Origin of the sequence: Parabacteroides sp. TM07-1AC (assembly GCF_003480915.1) — a bacterium.
Lineage (GTDB): Bacteria > Bacteroidota > Bacteroidia > Bacteroidales > Tannerellaceae > Parabacteroides > Parabacteroides chongii.
Genome location: NZ_QUKD01000002.1, coordinates 386563 through 407483, shown reverse-complemented (window position 1 = coordinate 407483; position 20921 = coordinate 386563). Strand labels below are relative to the sequence as shown.

Here is a 20921-nt window from a genome sequence, read left to right as displayed (position 1 = left end):
CATGGATGATATGGAAAAGATGGTCGAGATTGCACGGTTTCAATACCCGGCCGAGGCACAAACGTTGATAGCGTTGCTCAAATCGGAAGGGATCGAGTGTTATCTGCGAAACGAATACACGAGTCAGTTATATGCCTGCTATGTGGATGTCGGTGGTGCCCGTGTGGAGATACTGGAAAGCGATGTGCCTGAAGCTTTGGAGGTTATGAAAGCCGGTGGGTATGATATCCCGGAGGAAGATGAAGAAGCAGAGCAGATACAGGTCGTCGCCGGTTGGGCTCGTCATATCCCTTTTCTACGTAATTATACGCTGGAAAAGCAAATTGTCATCTTATTTGGTATTATAGCTGTATTTTTGGTATTATTGATCTTTTTGGGATCACAACTTTCGTCTAACTAAACAAATGTAACCAATGGCCCGTAGAAAGATAACAAATAGTCAGGCGGTATGTCTCACCCTTTTATGGGGTGTTTTGGCCTACATGCTGCTAGTTTACAGTGAAGAGATCACATTTGATGTGATTTTTGCTTTGGTAGCATCCGCTATCATTGTGTTCGTTCCTGTCTATAAAAATATAAAACGTAGAAATGAATGACATTTCGTCGTAATTGCTTCTTTAAAATGTCTAAATGATATTTTTTTATCATTTTTTCTTTCAAATATTTGCTGGTTTGAAAAAATGGCTTACCTTTGCGACGTTCTTGAATGAAGGACGTTAAATAGCAAATTGGTATAACATTCTAAATAAACAGTTCTTATGAAGGCAAATGAAGTTTTAGACAACTTAAAAAGAAGATTTCCTAACGAACCCGAGTATCATCAGGCAGTTGCTGAAGTTTTAGGCACCATTGAAGAGGCCTATAACGAACATCCTGAATTTGAAAAAAGCAACCTGATCGAGCGTCTCTGTATTCCTGATCGTATTTTCTCATTCCGTGTAACATGGGTGGACGATAAAGGACAGGTACAGACAAACATGGGGTATCGTATCCAGCATAACAACGTGATCGGTCCGTACAAAGGCGGTATCCGTTTCCATGCTTCGGTAAATCAGTCTATCCTTAAGTTTCTGGCTTTCGAACAGACTTTCAAGAACTCTCTGACTACACTGCCGATGGGTGGTGGTAAAGGTGGTGCCGACTTCAGCCCGCGCGGCAAGTCAAACGCTGAGATCATGCGTTTCTGCCAGGCATTCGTAATGGAATTGTGGCGCCATATTGGTCCTGACACAGATGTTCCTGCCGGTGATATCGGTGTTGGTGGACGTGAAGTGGCTTATATGTATGGTATGTACAAAAAGCTGGCTCGCGAAAACACAGGTACATTCACTGGTAAAGGTATCGAATTTGGTGGTTCACTGATCCGTCCGGAAGCAACTGGTTACGGTAACGTTTACTTCCTGCTGGAAATGCTGAATACTCGTAATATCGATATCAAAGGTAAAGTGGTAGCCGTGTCTGGTTCAGGTAATGTTGCTCAGTATACAGTTGAAAAGCTGATCGAACTGGGAGCTAAGCCGGTTACAATGTCTGACTCCGACGGTTACATCTATGATCCGGACGGCATCGACCGTGAAAAACTGGATTATATCATGGAACTGAAGAATCTGTACCGCGGACGTATTCGTGAATATGCAGAAAAATATGGTTGTAAATATGTACAGGGTGGCCGTCCTTGGGGTGAAAAATGCGATATTGCCATGCCGAGTGCTACTCAGAACGAATTGAATGGCGATGATGCCAAGACTTTACTGGCAAACGGATGTTTTGCTGTATCGGAAGGTGCAAACATGCCTTCTACTCCGGAAGCGATCGATGCATTCCTGGAATCTAAGATCCTGTATGCTCCGGGTAAGGCAGCTAACGCTGGTGGGGTTTCTGTATCGGGTCTGGAAATGACTCAGAATGCCATGAAGCTGAGCTGGACAAGAGAAGAAGTAGACGAAAAACTGAAAGGTATCATGAAGTCTATCCACGAACAGTGTGTGAAATACGGAACACAGGCCGACGGTACTGTAAACTATGTGAAGGGTGCAAACGTTGCCGGCTTCATGAAGGTTGCAAAAGCAATGATGGCTCAAGGTATCCTATAAAACCGATATTTGGAATTTATTAATAAGGAGTTGTTTGCCAAATAAACATTCTGTGGTTATTTGGTCATGTAAAAAAGGGAACCGGAAGGTTCCCTTTTTTGTTTGTATTGCCTGCTGGTTACTGATTACTTTTTAAATGCAGCAGGTAGATTGAGTACATTGTTAACCTTGCGTGTCGAAGGACTGACATCGACCATCACATCGCCGCGTGGGTCGCGTGACGAGGCAGCTACGACAAACTTATATCTACCGCCATCGGTTACCCAGGCGCAGGCATCTTCGTCGAACGAAGCCAGGTCGTCTGTATGAACAGCGAGTGTTATTACCTGACTTTCTCCGGGTTGTAACATCTTGGTTTTACCGAATGCTTTGAGCTCGTGAACAGGTTTGTCCAATTTCCCGGCAGGAGCCTCTACATAGAGTTGAACCGCTTCTTTTCCGGCAACTTTCCCCGTGTTCTTTATCGTTACTTCAACGATTACTTTTCCATTGTCCTGTTTCACCGAAGGCTTACCATATTCAAAAGTCGTGTAGCTCAAACCGTAGCCGAAAGGATAGCTCACCTGCAGGTTCCGGGTGTCGAACCAGCGGTAACCGACATAGATACCTTCGTCATAGATGGTATAGTCTACATTTTTGGTTTCGTGGGTTAGTCCCGTCTTAACCGACCAGCGGCGGTCGATCTTCTGGTCGATCGGGAAATTCAACGAGCTCCAGTGGTCACTCAAAGTTACCGGAAAGGTCATAGGAAGCTTGCCGGAAGGATTGGCGTGGCCGGTAAGGATATCGGCAACGGAGTTTCCTCCTTCTTGCCCGGCTTGCCATGACAGCAGGATCGCGTCGGGCATCTCTTTCCAGCTTTGAGTCTCGATCACACCGCCAACATTGAGTACGACAACGACCTTCTTATTGGCCTCGTGGAAGATACGGGTAACGTTTTTCACTAATTCCCGTTCAGTGTCCGACAAGAAGAAGTCGGAAGAAACACGATCGATATATTCGCCGGAGATACGGCCGAACGTGATGATAGCCATGTCATTGTTCTTTGCGGCATACTTGATGATAGCTGTATCCATCGGCATCTCGTTGATACGCATTTGTTCCCCTTGCTCTTGAGGTCTGTTGTAAGCCTGATAGATCGCTTTGATATTATCGTCGACAACGATCTGTTGATTTTTCAATCCGTCCAGCAGCGACACTACATAAGGACGATTGATATCGCCCGAACCCGTACCGCCCGAGAAAAAATTATAAGAAACAGCGCCGAACAATGCAATGTTCTTATCTTTCGGAGACAAGGGAAGAGCCTGCTTTTCATTCTTCAAAAGAACCATACCCTCGGTGGCCGACTGCCGGGTAACGGTGGCATGAGCTTTCATGTCGGGATTATTGGAATATTTATAACCTTTGAAACGGGGAGTTCTGACCACCAACTCCAGGATGCGCCTGACATTGCGGTCGACTACGGCTTCATCGAGCGTACCGTTTTTTACTCCTTCTATGATGTGGGCTGCCTGTTCTTTTGTGCCCGGTTCGATCATATCGTTTCCGGCAATCATTTGGGCTGCTCCGTCGGCTCCTCCCCACCAGTCGGTCATCACCGTACCTTTATATCCCCATTCGTCACGAAGTATAGTTGTGATCAACTCCGGGCTTTCCGAGGCATATACATCGTTGATACGATTATACGAACTCATGATGGTCCAGGGCTGGCTCTCCTTGACTACGATCTCGAAGGCTTTCAGGTAGATCTCACGCAGTGCCCGGGGCGAGACGATAGCATTGTTGTTCATACGGTTGGTCTCCTGGTTGTTGACAGCAAAATGTTTTACAGAAGTTCCTATGTCGTTGCTTTGTACCCCGTCTACATAGGCTACAGCCATCTTTCCCGCCAGCAATGGATCTTCACTGAAATATTCGAAGTTACGACCGCACAACGGATGGCGATGAATGTTGATGGCAGGAGCCAACAGCACGTCTACCCCATATTCCTTCGCTTCGTTGCCGATCACTTCCCCTACATTCCTGACCAGGTCGACATCCCAGGTTGAAGACAGTAAAGTCTCGATAGGGAAGTGGGTACAGAAATAATTTTCCTCCCCTTCGACCGGCAAAATGCCACAACCGGCAGGTCCGTCCGAAAGAACCACACAAGGGATTCCGACACGGGGAACCGGGTTAATGCGTCCGGCAGCACCGGGAACAACTTTCCAGGACTCTTTAATATGAGGTGCCGCATTTTCATCCTGATGATACATACGGGCTCCGACGATCAGGTCTGCTTTCTCTTCGATGGTCATCGCTTTGATAACCGCGTCGATATTGTTTACTTTCAATTTGGGAACCTTGGCACTAACGGAAACAGAAGCAACCATAGCTGCTGCCGTAAAACCTATTAGTTTCATTTTTATTTTCGTCATACGATATAGTTATGATTATTTTTATCTCTGATTGATCATTCTCTCTTGTCAATGGCATTGAAACCACTCGCCCCAACCCATGACCAGATAATCTTTGCTGATCTGTTCCATTTTTTGGAAGGTCAGCCAAAAAGCTTCCCGATGGTCGATCGTATGTCCCATCTCATTTTCATGTCCGGTAACGACCAACCTGGGATTGAATCCGTCGACCAGATCGCTCATCCGATGCGTCCAGCAGTTTACGATCAATATATCCGGTTGAGGAATATCCTTTTTAATGTTGACAATCCATTCCATATCCTCCTTATTATATTGATCCCCGATATGGGCGACTGTCTTCTTTTCATCCGTCGTTACCACATAAATATTGTTCATCAACTTATCCTGGTAACCGGGGAATATTTTCACCCGGATATTTTTGTTTTTATCCAGTTTCATCTTCTTATCGATCATTTTGTCGGAACGTTCATGTTGTATACCCTTTTTATCCGGTAATATATTTGTCGGTGCGACAACCGGCTTTCCTGCTTTCAGGAACATTTCGACGACTACCGGGTCGACATGATCGCCATGATTATGAGTAAGGAACAAAACATCGCAATGGTCGACAATTTGTTGAATCAATGCGTCAGAGATCAGATTCTTTCCTTTGCAGGCTCCCCTGACAACATCAAATGCCAGGGTGACCGAACCGGTACGGGCAACAAAGCCGTCATTATAGATTTTATAAACTTTCATCCCTTGCTTTACCGGATTGGAAAGATCAGCAATGACCTTATTAATCCGTGAGTCGATGAAACCATAGAGTGGTTCGCTATCGTCATATCTGGTCTCATGAAGCATGGCATCCAGATTATAAAGAGCCAGTTTCCTGATCATCGGCGCACCCGGCACCGGAGGATTTTCCGTTAATGCCTGATCGATCAGACCGAACATCCGGAAGGCCTGTTTATTCAGATATACTTCCGAATTACCCCAAAAGGCACTCTTTTCTATGGCGTTCTTTTCCTGAGCGTTCAGACCTTCGGGTATTAATAGAGAGGCACAGAAACCTCCCATGCATAATAGTGTACAGAATATCTTTTTCATATCGTAATTAGTTATTAAGTAAAACGTTATTCTTGCTTGTGACTGAGTGTATCGGATTTTGTCAATACAGCAAACCTGCCGATTCCTACCGACATATCCGACTGCGATTGATTGAGGCAGCGAATATAACGGATGCGTGGCTCATGGATAGGAATAGTATCCATCCGGTCAGCCCCTGCTTTCAGGAATGTGAACCACACCTTTCCATCGATAGAACCCTGGAAAGCACGTCCTTTGGATTTACTTTTACGTAAATCATAGACCAATGCAACCGGTTGCTTGCTTTTCTCTACCCGGAAGCCGAAGTATTCCCCGGGAGCTATTGTCACCAATGGAAAATGAGGGGTTAAACCCACTACATCGTCTTCGCAATAACAGGATAATTCGCCCATCTCTTTTGAACCGGCCAGAACTTCAGGCACCTCTTTCGGTTTTTCGTCTGTCAGCAATGAGTTTTCTACATATTGCAGCATCTGACGGATAAAAGGTAATAAAACCTGTGAACCGCTTCTGATGCCATCCTGCTCTCCCCGGCGATAAGGCCGGCTGAATACAGCAATCGTATTCAAGGCTTCTTTTACCTCTTTATACGCTTTCCGGCATCCTTCCGTATCGTGCTTGTCTGCTAAATCCAACATTTTCATTGTCGCTATGCCGGCCACTCCGACATTGCCGGTTTGTGTCAGCCAGGGATCGATTTCTTTTATCAGTTGCTTATTCGTTGCACTGCTTTTGATGATACCCGGTGCTTTTTTTATCTGCATAAACAAGTCTGTAATCTCGAAAGCCTCTTTTTTCAGATACTTTCCGGCAGATAACGATTGTTCGAACCGGTTGATCAGATCGCTCGAATTGAAAGATTCTTCCCTGCAAAACATCCATGTGTTGGGACCGATATCCGCATTGTGCTCACAGAAAAGACGGAATGCATCGGGTGCTTCAGGTACGAGAGACTCACACGCCGTATTCCAGCTCTGTTTCGGATCGAACCGATCCATATTCCAGGTAAATTGAGAAACGCTCCAAAGAGCGACTTTGCTTGCTTCGGCAAACTCCATCGGGTTCGATACGAATGCATACATGTCGGAAGCCGTGTTTTTATCCAGTCCATACACCGGTCCCATCAATAAATGAGCCAGGCAATAATCATTTACCGGGAAGTTCCACCAGACATAGCAAGGCCGTTTGATCCGCTTGTTTACCCATTCGAGTCCTTCATGCGTAATATCGCTTACCACTTTGTCGCCAGTCCACATGATATGGATAAAAGGGTCTAGCTGTTCGCCCAGTATATCCAGGTAATCCGTCTTTGCCCAGTCTTTATTATATTCGGTCGGGCAGAGTATCAGTTGCCGGATATCTCCTTTCCTGTCGACAAATTCCTGTTTCAGATAATTCATAAAGGCGGCCTGCCTGGCTGCATCCGTTCCGTCGCCTTCGATATCATCGAAAAAGACGGCAAATGCCCGGACTCCTAGATCGTACATACTCTCCAGCTTCTTTATCGCAGCTTGCCGGTCCGTATCATTCCATCGGATATCTATGCCGGGATGCAATGCCCAAACAAAATCGACCTTATTCCTTTTAGCTTCAGCCAATAACTCGCGGATATTCTTTGCCTGATCTTCCGGATAGGGGATACGCCAATAGGGTGAACGATGGTAGGGATCGTCCTTAGGTCCGAAAATGTAAGTATTCATCTTCATCCGTCCATAAAAACGCAACTGTTCCACCCGGTTCTCAAAAGACCACGGAGTACCATAAAAGCCTTCGACAACACCTCTGAAAACAATGTCCGGATAATCCCATATCGTACAAACAGGGAGTTTCTTTTCGTCTTTGATTAACTGGGACAATGTTTGTGCGGCATAAAAGAGAGAACGGTCGTCACAGATTCCGATCCGTATCCCTTTTTCAGTCACATTCAGCGTATAAGCGCCCGAACGTTGCATTTCACTCTCTGCCTTTTCCAACTGCCGAATGGTAATTGTCTGTTTCGCCTGCTCTGTTATCAGGAAGGATTGTTTCAGTAGACTCACGGCATCCGTATCCGGAAGGTTGATCCCTTCCAGCCGATAACCGGTCTTGGGTATCTTTATCCAATCGCCCGACAGCTCCAACTTCTGGGGAATCGGATAGATATTTACTTTTTCTTGTCCACTTCTTCCGGTACATCCGCCAAACAATAAACCGCTTAGCAAAGTGACAAGTAACTTTGTTCTTATTATTCCATCCATATTTCTCAAATTAGAAAGTAAAACAGGCCTGGTTTTTATTACACAGGCCTGTTTCATCATGTGCCTATGATCCAATTACCAATCCGTGTTTTGAGTCAGGTTCGGGTTACGTTCCATTTCAACAAACGGTATCGGCCAGATTTCGTGACGCGATTGATAAGCTCGTTCATACATCAGGTCGCCGAGAATATCGGTTGCATTCCTTACTGTCGATTGAAGGATACCCCAGCGTCGGAGATCCCAGTAACGTTGACCTTCGCCAGCCAGTTCGCGGGCCCGTTCATCGCGAATACGTTGTGTCATCTCGTCTTTGCTGTTGACTGCCATCCAGGTAGGACCGGAGTTCAATCCCGGCATATCGACACGGGCACGTATTTTATTGACTTCAGCGATGGCTTTTGCTGTCTCGCCATTTTCGTTGTAAGCTTCGGCAAGCATCAGAATAACATCGCCGAGACGGAGCAACGGAAACTCGTAAGGAGTACGGCTGTATTCCCCCCAGTAGCCATCCAGGTTACCCGTAGGAATCCATTTACGCCAGAAGTAAGAGTTCCAACCTTCGGAGTTACGGATGAAAGATTGTGCTTCCATGGGGGCACCGCCTTTTGTCGGGTCTACGATTACAAACTGCTTATCCCTGGGATTGGAACCGGCATCCGTACCCAAGTAATGGGAGAACGGAGTGATCACATTCCAGCACAGGCGTGGATCACGGTTGTTGTAGGCGGCGGAAACCTTTGCCGTATCGCAGTCCAGAGTGCTGGTAATCTCCGTACTGGCATCGTTTATAGCTACAGCCAGGCATTTACGGCGAAATTCCGAATTGCCGTTATTGAAACCGGGAAATACTTCATCCCAGTTGAATTTCTGACCATCAGGCTTTTCATACAAATCGACCAGTTTGGTTGAAGGTACGACGCAGTTGCTGGCAATCAAACGCATGGTTGCTTTGTTCCCAAAATAACCGACTATATTCAATGCATATCCGGCAACGTTACCGTCGATAGACTGTATAGCGAAAATCATCTCATTGCTGCGTGCGCCATTATAGAGACGGAACAGGTTCTCGTAATTAGAATGCAAAGCATAGCCGTAGTTATTGCTTTTGTTGTACACGATCTCTTCAAAGTCTGTAATGGCTTTAGCCCATTCTTTGTTGAAAAGGTACACCTTGCCACGAAGTGCATAGGCGGCCCCTTTGGTGACACGTCCGTAATCGCTGCTTGCCCAACTGACAGGCAGTTTTGCGATGGCATCGGTCAAATCGTCGATCACATGTTGACGAATTTCTTCCGCAGAACTGCGCGGGCTGGTTACAGTCGCAAATTCTTCTTCGATAATACAGCTCTCATCGTAGTAAGGAACTCCTCCCCAGCAGTTAAGCATACGGAAGTAAGCCATGGCACGGAAGAATTTGGCTTCGCCGACTATCTGGTCGATCATGGTTTTATCGATGTCCATTGTGGAGACATTGCGAATTACCGTATTCGAACGGTGAACCAATTCATACAGATATTGCCAGTGGTTTTGTACGGCACCGCTGGTCGATGCAAACGATGTCCCGCGCGAAATATCGGCAAAAGGACTGGTTCCGTCAGCCAGGTCGGTACACATATCGAATGCGAACTCCAGGCCGAAACACCAGGTCTGCATCATTGCCTGATATAGGCCGACAGCAGCTTGCTTGGCATGAGCTTCTGTTTTCCAGAATGTGACGCTCGACAACTGATCCGGACGAGTATAGTCCAGGCTTTCACAACTGCTGAGCAAAAGGGCTGAACCTAAAAAAACGGAAATTATATTTTTAGCTTTCATCGTTTTCTGATTTTAGAATGAAACATTAAGACCGATAGAATATTGGCGAATTGCCGGATAACCAACTGTCGCTGCAATTTCAGGATCCAGACCAGGAAAACTGGTTATGGTGAACAGATTGTCTATACTAGTGTAAATCTTCAAATTATTAACAAAGAACTTCTGAGAAATATTTTGAGGTATAGTATAGCCTAACTGAATATTTTTACAACGAAGATAGGCTGCATTGTGAATGAATGCATCACTGGCTGTATTATTTTTATTGTTCGCACTATTACGTAATATCGGATATTTGGAGTTATAAGGATTTTCTGTAGTCCAAGCATTGTCTGTTATGTCTTTAATGAGAGATTGTCCCATAACAGTAGTGAAACGGAAAGCTTGATTGTTGTAATAAGCTTTATAATCTCCTACCCCTTGAAGAAGCATACTGAAATCGAAATTATTCCAGCTTAGACTCAGATTTGCACCGTAGGTTAGTCTCGGGCTATCGCCGTGACCGAATTCAACACGATCGTCTGCATTTAGGTTCCCATCGCCATTAGCATCGGCAAATAAGAAGTCGCCTAGCTCAGGACGTTGATAAGTAGCAAAATAGTTTGGATTTTTGTCAACTAGTGATTGTACGTAGTCCAAGTCGGATTGGTCACGGACAATACGGTCTACTTTAAGTACATAGTATTGATTTATAGGTTTACCCTCTTGAATTTTATTAACACCACTGATAGAAGCAACATCTCCTTGGAATTTTGTAACTTTATTGCTGACAAATCCCATGTTAAAACCAACTGAGTAGGCTACTTTATCTATTTGATCAGTCCAGTTAATTTCAAAATCAATACCACGGTTATTTACCTCACCGGCATTTTGGTTAGGAACGGCTGCCGTTCCATGTTCTAAAGGCACTGGTAGTGAAATCAGAATACCTTTCGTATCTCTATTAAACCATTCAAAAGAGCCGTTTAATCTGTTTTTGAAGAAACCATAGTCGATACCAACATTTGTTACATAGGTACTTTCCCAGGTTAGTAAGTTGTTAGATAATGTAGTTTGTGAAAGACCGCCTGTAACGGCATTTCCCAATACATAATTCGTTGCTGCATATAGGGACTGATACATATAATTGTTAGATGCAGCATTGTTTCCTAACGAACCATAGGAAAGACGAAGTTTTAAAGAACTCAGCCAATCCTGATAATCTTCCATGAATTTTTCTTGAGAGATACGCCAACCGGCAGAGACGGACGGGAAGTATCCCCAACGTTTGTTAGGTGCGAATCGGGAAGAACCGTCGGCACGTAAATTGGCTTCCAGCATATATTTGTCGTCCCATACAAGATTTATACGACCGAAATAAGATCTCATAGCCCATTCGTTGTAATTCCCTGTGATACGTCCAAGGGTAGAGGCAGCATCAAGAGCTGTCAGTGATTCGTCGACAAGGTCATATTTCAAATAGTAGTCGTTATCGTATTTATTATATTCTTGACTGGCTCCTGCCATAACGGATGCATCGAGTTTATCTACCTTAAATTCGTAACGAGCAGTTATATCTGATGCCCGGAAATCATTACGATAGTTGTATCTTCTAATGTAGGTACGAACAACTCCGGCACGTAATAAAACTGGTCCGTCTGCTGTAAAACGATATAGGTCACGATCTGTCAAATGATGTTCTATTCGACGGTCCCAAGCATTATAGGTATATGAAGCGTCAATAGTTAAACCTTTAACGGGTGTAATGCGACCATACATTTTGGCTACAGTACGACGAGATATCGTAGGAAAGTCATCTTTGTAGAACCACATACGGCGATAAGGATTGTTGTTGCTGACATTTTCTTCCTCTGGGTTCTGAATACCCCCATACAAACCTGTTTCAGGATCGTAAAGAGTCATTCCTGGTACGGTAGCAAAAGCGCCACCTCCCCAAATAACATCACCACCACTGCCTGCTGTATCGGCGGAAGGATTATTATAGTCTACATAGCCGTATGCGTTAGCTCCCACTGTTAACCATGGTTTAATATTGACATCTACGTTGGCACGCATTTGGTAACGTTTATAGTTCGAGTGATAAATCATACCAGGATTGTTGATATATCCGAAAGAAAGGTTATAACGAACTGTTTGAGTTCCTCCATTTGCTGTGATGTTGTGATTTTGAACTATAGAAGGATTACTGTAGATGTGATCTTGCCAATCAGTGTTAGGGTATATGGTAGGATTTTTACCTCCATCATTGCGCCATTCATCAATTTTACCCTGTGAGAAACGAGGTGCCTGTCCATTAGCTATTAAACCTGCATTTTGAATTTCCATGAAATCGGCATAATCGGTAACAAGATTTAATCGTTTAGCCACTTTTTCAAAGGAAACATTACCACTGTAAGTGATTCTGGCAGAACCTTCTGTTCCTTTTTTTGTGGTAATCAGAATAACTCCATTTGCAGCACGAGATCCGTAAATTGCAGAAGATGCAGCATCTTTCAGAATGGATATAGATTCAATATCTTGTGGGTTAATATCACTGATATTAGCTCCTGCCATACCATCGATAACAACGAGAGGATCTGAGTTATTTAAAGTCCCTTGGCCACGAATACGAATAGTTGGACTTTCCAACCCAGGTATACTGCCTCCAGTGTTGGAAACGGACAGGCCTGCTGCCAAACCAGCTAATGCGTTAGTCGCATTTGTGATAGGACGACTGTCGAAAGCATCCACTTTGACTGAAGAAACGGCACCGGTCATATTGACTTTCTTTTGTGTACCGTAGCCGACAACGACTACTTCATCCAGCAATTCGTTATCCTCACTTAAAGTAATTGTCAGTTTTTCAAGCGCTTTCACTTCCTGACTTTTGTAACCTATGTATGAGAACAGGAGAGTAGCTCCTTTCGGAACATTCGGCAGGTCGAAGTGACCGTCGATATCCGTTACGGTTCCGATCGTTGCTCCTTTTACGACCACGTTCACTCCGACAAGCGGCATGCCTGTGTGATCTGTCACAGTGCCTCGCACGACAATGGCGTCTTGCGCAGTAACAGGTGACGACATCAGACCTGTCGACTTTTCATTTTTTACAATTACTTGCCTGCCTTTGATAACATAAGAAAAACCATTTGAAGAGAAGACTTCTTTTATAATATCTTCAATGGATTTGTCCGAAATATTGACATTGACCCTTTTCCCAAGATCTACGGCTTCTTCATATATAAACACGTAGTTACTATTTTTCTCTAAATATGAAAAAACTTCTTTCAATGTTTTGTTCTGCATCTGAACAGTCAATATTTCCCCGGAGATTTCTGAGGGATTTGATGCATGGGTAATTAACGCAGGAAATGATATTAAAGATATCAATAAACATGCTAATTTTATGTAATTAATCTTTTTTCGATTAATTGCTGTGATATTTTCCATACCTTTGTATATTAATCTTTTAAACAACTAAGGATTATTTCTCAAAATAGATCGGATAATTGCGCCAACAGTGTCCGATCTTTTTTTATTTATACTTTTTACTTCTTCATAGGCAAATCTGTTATTCGTTAATACTCTTTTTCTTTCTTCTCCCTATTCGTGAAAATGATATCCTCCGCCATTTATTTTTTCGACGTTCAATGAGGCTGAAACTTTTACGATTTCCAGTACTTCATCGATGGATTCACAGAGGTCGAGTTTACCGGAAAGTTTCCGGTCGGCTATATTCTTATCATACCAAACAGGCACTCCATAATAGCGGGATAGATTGTCCAAAACCTTTGAAACGGTTTCCAGTTCTAAAAGCATGACATTATCTTTCCAGCAGATATATTTTGTTACATTCACTTTCTCTTTTTTCATTATACCATCTTTCCAGTTAGCCATCTGGGAAGGATTTAAAATCATTTTCTCTTTTGCAGATGAGTTTACCTCTACGCGTCCGTTTACTAATACGACTGAAATATCATCTGCTTCATAGGCTGTTACATTAAAAACAGTACCCAGCACCTTTACATCCAATCCTTTTGTTTTCACTATAAAAGGTACTTTCGGATTATGTGCCACTTCCAGAAACACTTCTCCCTCTACTGCTATTTCCCGTTTGTCATCATTGAAAACCGATGGATAAATGACATGACTGGCTGCATTTACATACATTTTTGTTCCGTCCGATAGCGTTATGTGGGTGCGTTTTCCTTTGGGAACAATTATGTGGTTCAGATTATTTGCTCCGGTTGCCTGATCTTCTGCAATTTCCGGGGATTGGTTATTTACGGTTACGCCACCTTCCTTGTCATAATTGACATAGGCTTCGTTCTCTAACGTAACTTGTTGATTCTTGGAAAGGACCAGGTATATCTGATTTAAACTATCGATAGGTGCAACTTTTTCCAGCTCAGTAAGAAAAGAGGGCTCTTCCTGTGGTTGGTTATTATATGGAATGGAAATAAAGAAAAGAATGGCTATCGATGCAGCAACAGATAATCCGGCAAGAACATATCGAAGGGTTTTCTTTTTATCCTTTTCTATGGACCCGGCAGATGACAATTCTTTCACGTTTGCCCACGCTTCCTCTATTTCCATATCGGGAACCTGTTCGTGTTTCTTGACCAGTGAAATGAATTGCTTCATCTCGTTGTCGAACTCTGTCTTTGGTATTTTGTTTTTAGCCATACGAGCAGTGCTTTTTATATTAATTACAATTAGCCTGCTCCGATGGTACTCAATCAAACTGCGATTTAACACTTAAGTGGCTGTGTTTAACGTTTATTGTTGAATAGCCGTTAATATGGAGTGTGTTATTTATCATTCAAGGAAGGATCGGAGAGAAGTAAATCTCTTAATTTAGCAATCGATCTGAAAAGAAGATTTTTGCTGGACTGATAATTGATATTCAGCAGGTTGGCTATTTCATCATGAGTTAACTCCCTGATATAATAGAGGTACAGGATCTCCTGTTGTTTGGAAGACAGCTTTCTGAAGGCTGCACTTATAAGTTCATTCCGGGGTGACAGATCTTCTTCATCTAAAAATTGATCTGATCTGACGGTTAGGATCTCATCGGGACAACAGACCAGTTTGCCGTTACGGATTTGTTCGGATTTCAATTCGTTATACAAGGCATACCGGAAAGCTTTCAGCAAATAACAACGTACGGAAGCTGTTTCTGATAAGCTTGAGTAGTTGCACATTAGTTTAACGAAGAAATTTTGCAGGCAATTCTTTACGAGATCGGTATCTTTCGAATATATCTTCCCGTAATTATATAATATGGGATAATATCTCCTGTATAAAACTTCAAAAGCTTTACGATCTCCTTTAAGACAAAGGTTCCATATTATTTCATCCGTTTTTTGATACATTCTCCTGGGTTATTTCAATTACACTCGCTGTAAAATGCCGCAAATATAGCTATTACTCCTTTTCCTGGATATTACATTCCGATTAACTATTAACTACAAAATACTACAAATGTAATCATATATTTGATATATTTTCTTTCATGTTTAGATTATAATAAAGTCACTGTATATCACTTTACAATGACGACGTTATTAATATTTTGAATACAAAAAGAAGCGGGTCACTGTCTACACTTCGTTAGGTATCGCCAGAAACCCATAGCACACGTAGACAAGCAACCCGCTAGATATAGCAGGGACTTGTGCCTTGTGTGCTGTCAAAACTGGCGATTTTAACGAAAGTAAGGCACTTCCTAATTTTCTAAGATGTATTTGTTCTATCGAACATTACAAAAATAGGCATATTTCTTCACTTTAGATAAAAATGGGCATTAATATTATGTCATGAAAGACAAGGAAGATAAGATAATCATAAAAAATACCCAGGAATACGTTGAGTACCGTAAACCTGGGTAATATATTTTGAATAGAAAAAATCAGTCTCTTTTTTATTCTACGTATAAGACCAATCCTTTCAGATATTCTCCTTCCGGATGGTAGATATTGACCGGATGATCGGCCGGCTGCGTCAATTGATGCAGGATACGTACGCTACGTCCTGATTGTGCGGCAGCGCTGAACACTGCCAGGCGGAAATTCTCTTTGCTGACTACCTGTGAACAAGAGAAGGTAAACAGGATACCTCCCGGTTTGATCTTTTCAAAAGCGATCGCATTCAGTTTGCGATATCCTTGCAAAGCGTTGCGCAATACATTCTTATGTTTGGCAAATGCAGGAGGATCGAGAATGATGAGGTCGTAATTGCTTCCCATCTTTTCCAGGTATTTGAAGGCATCTTCAGCAAATGCTTTATGACGCAGATCTCCCGGGAAATTCAGTTCCACATTTTTATTCGTCAGCGAAATCGCTTTGGCTGAACTATCAACCGAGTGAACCACTTCGGCACCGCCACGCATGGCATAGAAAGAAAAACCACCCGTGTAGCAAAACATATTCAATACCGAATGACCTTTTGCATACTTTTCCAGTAACGAACGATTTTCACGCTGGTCTACAAAGAAACCTGTCTTTTGTCCTTTCTGCCAGTCTACGCAGAATTTCAAACCGTTCTCTGTGGCAATATCTTCTACCTCTCCGCCATATAAATAGCCATCTTCACTTCCGAGATTGGCTTTGTAGGGAAGAGTTGCTTCCGATTTGTAATAGATATTTTGTAAATTTTCTCCCAGCACAGTTTTTAATGCTTCGGCAATATCATGACGTGCATAATGCATACCAACCGAATGAGCCTGCATAACGGCTGTATGAGCATATATGTCGATCACCAGACCGGGAAGGTTGTCTCCTTCACCATGAATCAGACGATAGGTATCATTGTTTTCCACTTCTGCCAGTTCCAGTTCTTTACGGAGCGTGTAGGCAACACGAATACGTTCTTCCCAGAAATTCGCGTCGATCGAGATCTGCTTAAATGATAAAACACGCACGGCAATACTGCCGATCTGATAGTGGCCGATAGCCAGGAAGCGCTGATTTGTTCCATACACTTCTACCAGGTCACCCTCTTCCGGGTTACCTTCAATGCTTTGGATAGCTCCGGAGAATACCCACGGATGAAAGCGAAGCAACGACTCTTCCTTTTTCGGTTTGAGAAAAACTTTACAGTAACTCATTTATTTATCTTGATTCAATTGGTTGTATATTTTCAGGCAGGCCCAGGCGTCGAGGGCTGCATATTTCTTTTGTTGTTCGGTCAGAACATCGGCTTCCCAGTTGCTCAGGCGTTGCCCTTTCGATATTTTTTTATCAAAAAGGATGGCATATATCTTTTGGAGACTGGCATCCTCAATACCGAACTGTCCGACATAATTTTGTAAATCCAGGAAGTTGGCCGGTTTGATATCCGTTCTTTTGCGCATGGCTCCAAAGTCATCGCGCAGGGAAAGACCGATTTTCAGTATTTTGTCATTCACAAGAAAATCTTCCAGCGACTGTGGAATACCGATCCGGTTCAGCCGGAAAAGGAAGCAGGCCTCATCTGTAGAGATCTGCATCAATGAAATTTTATAGCGTGTCCCTTTTTTAAAACTGGGACGTGTTTCCGTATCGAAACCTACCGCTTCGAATCCGGATAAATAGCTGACAGCCTTATCCGTGTCTTTCTCTGTGTCGATCACGATAATCCGTCCTAAAAATTCTTCTATTTCAAGAAGAGATATTTCTTCTTTTGTTATTGTGTGTGTATATTGTGTCATCATTCCTCGTTCGTTTCAAAAATTTCATCATCACTGTAACGGGCAGCGTGGAGTGCCTTCAATGCGTTAAGGAGTTGTTGTCCCCAGAACTCCTGGAAGTTAGTACGGCATAAGGCAATAGACTGAAGCATGACTTCTTCGTTTCCTTGACGGAAAAGTGAAACGAAATTTCCGGTATCCTGATAGACATCGGCGATATTTTCGGAGATAAAAGCGGCGATAGGCGTATCACTGTACTGCATGTCCGGATGAAAGGTTTCCAGATAAGAATCCTTTTCTCCCAGCAATCCAGCAATCCGGGTACGGACAGACTCGTACATGTCTTCCGTAACGGTCAGTTCCGGTTCATCATCTTCGTCCGGCTCGACATCCGGCAAAAGTGTTGCTTTCAGATAAAGTAACGGCAATAGTTTGACAGCTTTGTCCACAAAGTCGAAAAGGCCTTTTTCTCCGGCTGTTTCAACAAATGTACAAAACTCCAATGCTACAGTTACAAACTCCAGCGTATTACGTTCGTATATGGGGTTGTTTTCTTTTTCCATGTTACTTCTTATGGTGTACCTAAGATTTCTAACCTGCAAAAGTAACAAATATATTGCGATAATTAGAATTATTAATTCTTAATTAAGGTCTTTCCGCTTACTTTACAAAAGTTTCAAATATATCGTAAACCGATCTTATTTAGAATAGAGTTGAAAAAATAACGGATGACGGGAATAATTCAAGCCTTTCTATTGTATATTTGTAACGAATCAAATCAGCGGCTGATAATTATGAACCGTATGGTTGATGATTATGAGCCAATCGGTCGATAATTATGAACCATACGGTCGACGGTTATCAACCGCTGATTACCTGCCGTACTAATTCGAATTAGTATGGCATATAAGTAACACTAGTACGTAATCTAATAAATAATACTATGTCAATAAAATTCAAAGTTTATTCTACCCCCAAGCCAAACAGCCGTTCAGGAGCTAAATTAACCCATGCCCGTGCGATCAGCCGGGGAACTTATGATCTGAAAAGAGTTTGCGATCTGATAAGCGAACGTTCTGCCGTATCGTCTGCCGAAGTGAAAAGTGTCCTGGATTCGTTTGCCTGGGTGATCGAGCTGGCTTTGGAGGATGGTTGTCATGTAGAGCTGGATGATCTGGGGTATTTCTCACCGTCGTTGAAAACTGTGCCGAGTAAGAAGGATGCAGACAAAAATACGGCTTACGTAGACGGGATCAACTACCGCTGTTCCACATCTTTGCGTAAGAAGTTACGACAGATCGATCTGGAGCTGGTAAAAGAAAAAAAGAAGCCGGGTGACTGGAGTACAAGAAAAACAGAACTGGTGAAATACATGGAACGTTGGGAAAGTATCACGCCCCGAACCTATGCTGAGGCATTCGGATGCAGTCGTTATCGTGCCAATCTCGACTTGCAACGATTCGTGGAAGAAGGTGTGTTGGCAAAGGTCGGCTACCGGAATAAGGTGATGTATTTGCTGGCAGCGGATGAAACAGGGGGCTGTAATAATAAGTAATTTTTGATATCCTCAAGGTGTGAATATTAAGAAGTTTAGATAGAGTATTATATTTAACTAGTATGGAATATCCTCAATCTTATTCGTTAGGAAATGGTAGCTTGTGGCAGAATGTGAAATCTAAATGGAATAACATGCCTGTACCGATATCCTGCAGCTTGTATTTGTTGAAAGAAAATCGTTTTTATATTGATATTAGTGTTAATGAGCTAATTGATGTTGTGTTTACTATGTTTCCGGCTTATGGCTATTTTTCAAAAAAAGGTAAGTTGTATTATCTGAAAGACATTTCAAGTGGAGCAGAGCTTGTGTTAGAAGAAATAAAACATTCGAATTTGTTAGTGAAGAAGGGTTTTTGCTTTATGGAAAATGAGCTTTTTCATAAAGATGAATATATTTACGATTCGGATGAAGGTGCCCTAAATTTTGATGAAGATGTAGTGAAGAGTAAAAATAGAGAAATTGATTTTAAAGAAAATAAGAAGCCGGAACCTGTACCTTTACAATTGGGTGTGTATAGGAATGGAGATATTTCTTTATTTTTAGAAGTCGGTTTTCATTATAAGATTCTTTTTTCTAGTGAGAGTCCTTTATGTTTGCTTTCAGAAGGAAAATGGGAAAAAGAGGGAAATGTGCTGAAGTTATATACGCCTTCGTTGGATTATACGTTTTTAGCCTTGATCAGTAGTTCTGGAAAATTGAAAATGATTCGTTTCCCCAATTGTGGTTATCCGGACTGGGTATATGAATTAACAATGGAATATCCTTTTATTATGAGGTAAAAAAGAGGTATCTGGTAATCTCTGATTTTAAATGTTTGATCTATTGAAAAATAAAAGATGTGGATGTTGTTTTAATGTTTTTCTTTATGTAGTTTTACGATTGAAAGAAATTCCGGATTAAACACCTTAAAAAGATCAGCTTATGAAAATCCCTATTTTTGTTTATTGCCTAATTCCATTGATGTCGCTGTTATCCTGTACGAAGCAAAAGGAGACTATTTATACGGTTGATTTCTCTTCCCGAGACTTTCCTCAAAAGAGTGTTGATCTCGATGAATATGTCGATTCCTGGAGAAAAGTGATTCTGGAAACAGATTCGCTTTGTTTGGTTGATAAGGCTACTCATTTTTATCCATGTAAAGAATATATCATTGTCTATTCGCCCAATAAAATTATGATGTTTGATTATGATGGTAAGTTTATAAAGAATGTTGCTCAGGGAGGTAACGGTCCGGGTGAAATTAACTATTTATCAGATTGTGTGGTTGATGAAGAAAACCAAATCTTATATTATCTTGAAATATTTGATACAGAGAATATACACTCTATATCATTGAAGGACGGATCAATCGGTGTTGTTCCAATAGCAGTCCGGAAGATGCTAAAATCTTTTGTATTTAATACGAATGGTATAACGTGTTTTCCGTATGTAGGTAATAAAAGCCAGTCTTGTTATACTCAGGATTTGATGGGCAATTTACTTGACACGGCATCTTTAAAGATAGAAGAACCTGATGGCCCTTTTGTTCAATCACCAATCAATCTGTATTTTTTGAATGATGACATACTCTATCAGGGATTATATGAAGATACTGTTTATAATGTGACGACACATCTGCCTGTATTTGTTTTTTCAAAAGGAAAGAAGAGGGTGGACGATGTCAATAAGAAAGATATCCAAGAGAATCAAATTTTCTTTAATACCCTGTTCTCTTCAGGGAATAACTGTATGCTTACAAGAGTTGAATATGTGTTGAAAGCAACGGATGCAGAAGGACAACTTTTGGAAATGATTCCGGATGAATACCGGTATTACCTTTATAATCATGAACTGAAAGATGTGAACGAAATTACCGGATGTACATTTTCTCCAACAAATAAGAAATATATTGGGGATCAGTTGCCCGATCTTTTATCTCATATCTCTTCTTTAAATCCACAAAAAGTAGTATTGACATTTCCTGCGGAAGAATTGGGCGGAGGGTTTGATGATAATCCGATTTTATTTGTCGGTGATTTAAAAAAATGATAAATATATAACTGTGTGGGTAGGGATTGTCTGATT

At 42.2% G+C, this 20921-nt stretch carries 16 protein-coding genes; 6 read left to right on the top strand and 10 right to left on the bottom strand.

Translation table 11 applies throughout. The annotated features are described in order from the left end of the window. Positions 1-10: 10 nt before the first annotated feature. The 3 genes from DXD68_RS06400 to DXD68_RS06390 all read left to right on the top strand — a co-directional run bounded on the left by DXD68_RS06400 (position 11) and on the right by DXD68_RS06390 (position 2093). Positions 11-400: a DUF2007 domain-containing protein gene (locus DXD68_RS06400; protein ID WP_122361092.1), complete on the top strand. Its 390-nt coding sequence runs from the start codon at positions 11-13 to the stop codon at positions 398-400. 13 nt (positions 401-413) lie between these two features. Beyond that, the gene (locus DXD68_RS24725; protein WP_122355590.1) at positions 414-596 is read left to right on the top strand and encodes a hypothetical protein; all 183 of its coding nucleotides are present in this window, start codon (positions 414-416) and stop codon (positions 594-596) included. A gap of 162 nt (positions 597-758) precedes the next feature. Then, positions 759-2093: an NADP-specific glutamate dehydrogenase gene (locus DXD68_RS06390; protein ID WP_122360815.1), complete on the top strand. Its 1335-nt coding sequence runs from the start codon at positions 759-761 to the stop codon at positions 2091-2093. A 125-nt stretch (positions 2094-2218) separates the two neighbouring features. Here DXD68_RS06390 and DXD68_RS06385 read toward each other — a convergent pair whose 3' ends face one another. The 10 genes from DXD68_RS06385 to DXD68_RS06340 form a co-directional block, all read right to left on the bottom strand. Beyond that, positions 2219-4504, bottom strand: coding sequence for a beta-glucosidase family protein (locus DXD68_RS06385; RefSeq protein ID WP_410510711.1), 2286 nt, complete (start codon positions 4502-4504; stop codon positions 2219-2221). A gap of 57 nt (positions 4505-4561) precedes the next feature. Then, the gene (locus tag DXD68_RS06380; protein WP_147382980.1) at positions 4562-5602 is read right to left on the bottom strand and encodes an MBL fold metallo-hydrolase; all 1041 of its coding nucleotides are present in this window, start codon (positions 5600-5602) and stop codon (positions 4562-4564) included. A gap of 26 nt (positions 5603-5628) precedes the next feature. Then, on the bottom strand, positions 5629-7839 hold the full coding sequence (locus DXD68_RS06375; protein WP_158585860.1) for a beta-N-acetylhexosaminidase family protein: 2211 nt from the start codon (positions 7837-7839) through the stop codon (positions 5629-5631). A 75-nt stretch (positions 7840-7914) separates the two neighbouring features. Beyond that, entirely contained in the window at positions 7915-9654 is a 1740-nt protein-coding gene (locus tag DXD68_RS06370) for a RagB/SusD family nutrient uptake outer membrane protein (RefSeq protein WP_122360812.1), read from the bottom strand. 12 nt (positions 9655-9666) lie between these two features. Next, positions 9667-13080 (bottom strand): SusC/RagA family TonB-linked outer membrane protein, encoded by a 3414-nt coding sequence (locus tag DXD68_RS06365; protein ID WP_122360811.1) that lies wholly within the window; start codon positions 13078-13080, stop codon positions 9667-9669. Positions 13081-13233: 153 nt separating this feature from the next. Beyond that, a complete protein-coding gene (locus tag DXD68_RS06360) occupies positions 13234-14316 on the bottom strand; it encodes a FecR family protein (protein WP_122360810.1) in 1083 nt (360 codons plus the stop codon). 125 nt (positions 14317-14441) lie between these two features. After that, positions 14442-15005: an RNA polymerase sigma factor gene (locus tag DXD68_RS06355; protein WP_122360809.1), complete on the bottom strand. Its 564-nt coding sequence runs from the start codon at positions 15003-15005 to the stop codon at positions 14442-14444. 548 nt (positions 15006-15553) lie between these two features. Beyond that, complete coding sequence (locus DXD68_RS06350; protein ID WP_122360808.1) at positions 15554-16738, bottom strand: class I SAM-dependent rRNA methyltransferase; 1185 nt, start codon at positions 16736-16738, stop codon at positions 15554-15556. Beyond that, positions 16739-17323, bottom strand: coding sequence for a 3'-5' exonuclease (locus DXD68_RS06345; protein WP_122360807.1), 585 nt, complete (start codon positions 17321-17323; stop codon positions 16739-16741). Next, the gene (locus DXD68_RS06340) at positions 17320-17862 is read right to left on the bottom strand and encodes a DUF5063 domain-containing protein (RefSeq protein WP_075556350.1); all 543 of its coding nucleotides are present in this window, start codon (positions 17860-17862) and stop codon (positions 17320-17322) included. Before DXD68_RS06340 ends, DXD68_RS06345 begins: the two co-directional genes overlap by 4 nt. 380 nt (positions 17863-18242) lie before the next feature. Here DXD68_RS06340 and DXD68_RS06335 point away from each other — a divergent pair, with 380 nt between their 5' ends. The 3 genes from DXD68_RS06335 (at position 18243) to DXD68_RS06325 (ending at position 20885) form a co-directional block, all read left to right on the top strand. Next, complete coding sequence (locus DXD68_RS06335) at positions 18243-18854, top strand: HU family DNA-binding protein (protein WP_122360806.1); 612 nt, start codon at positions 18243-18245, stop codon at positions 18852-18854. A 62-nt stretch (positions 18855-18916) separates the two neighbouring features. Further along, positions 18917-19636 carry a hypothetical protein gene (locus tag DXD68_RS06330; protein WP_122360805.1) on the top strand — a complete coding sequence of 240 codons (720 nt, stop codon included), beginning with the start codon at positions 18917-18919 and terminating at the stop codon, positions 19634-19636. Positions 19637-19778: 142 nt separating this feature from the next. Further along, entirely contained in the window at positions 19779-20885 is a 1107-nt protein-coding gene (locus DXD68_RS06325; RefSeq protein ID WP_122360804.1) for a 6-bladed beta-propeller, read from the top strand. The last annotated feature ends 36 nt before the right edge of the window (positions 20886-20921 follow it).

Coding starts and splice junctions, on each gene's coding strand:
- DXD68_RS06400 (WP_122361092.1), top strand. CDS start 11: ATGGAAAAGATGGTCGAGATTGCACGGTTTCAATACCCGGCCGAGGCA.
- DXD68_RS24725 (WP_122355590.1), top strand. CDS start 414: ATGGCCCGTAGAAAGATAACAAATAGTCAGGCGGTATGTCTCACCCTT.
- DXD68_RS06390 (WP_122360815.1), top strand. CDS start 759: ATGAAGGCAAATGAAGTTTTAGACAACTTAAAAAGAAGATTTCCTAAC.
- DXD68_RS06380 (WP_147382980.1), bottom strand. CDS start 5,602: ATGAAAAAGATATTCTGTACACTATTATGCATGGGAGGTTTCTGTGCC.
- DXD68_RS06375 (WP_158585860.1), bottom strand. CDS start 7,839: ATGGATGGAATAATAAGAACAAAGTTACTTGTCACTTTGCTAAGCGGT.
- DXD68_RS06370 (WP_122360812.1), bottom strand. CDS start 9,654: ATGAAAGCTAAAAATATAATTTCCGTTTTTTTAGGTTCAGCCCTTTTG.
- DXD68_RS06365 (WP_122360811.1), bottom strand. CDS start 13,080: ATGGAAAATATCACAGCAATTAATCGAAAAAAGATTAATTACATAAAA.
- DXD68_RS06360 (WP_122360810.1), bottom strand. CDS start 14,316: ATGGCTAAAAACAAAATACCAAAGACAGAGTTCGACAACGAGATGAAG.
- DXD68_RS06355 (WP_122360809.1), bottom strand. CDS start 15,005: ATGTATCAAAAAACGGATGAAATAATATGGAACCTTTGTCTTAAAGGA.
- DXD68_RS06350 (WP_122360808.1), bottom strand. CDS start 16,738: ATGAGTTACTGTAAAGTTTTTCTCAAACCGAAAAAGGAAGAGTCGTTG.
- DXD68_RS06345 (WP_122360807.1), bottom strand. CDS start 17,323: ATGATGACACAATATACACACACAATAACAAAAGAAGAAATATCTCTT.
- DXD68_RS06340 (WP_075556350.1), bottom strand. CDS start 17,862: ATGGAAAAAGAAAACAACCCCATATACGAACGTAATACGCTGGAGTTT.
- DXD68_RS06335 (WP_122360806.1), top strand. CDS start 18,243: ATGTCAATAAAATTCAAAGTTTATTCTACCCCCAAGCCAAACAGCCGT.
- DXD68_RS06330 (WP_122360805.1), top strand. CDS start 18,917: ATGGAATATCCTCAATCTTATTCGTTAGGAAATGGTAGCTTGTGGCAG.
- DXD68_RS06325 (WP_122360804.1), top strand. CDS start 19,779: ATGAAAATCCCTATTTTTGTTTATTGCCTAATTCCATTGATGTCGCTG.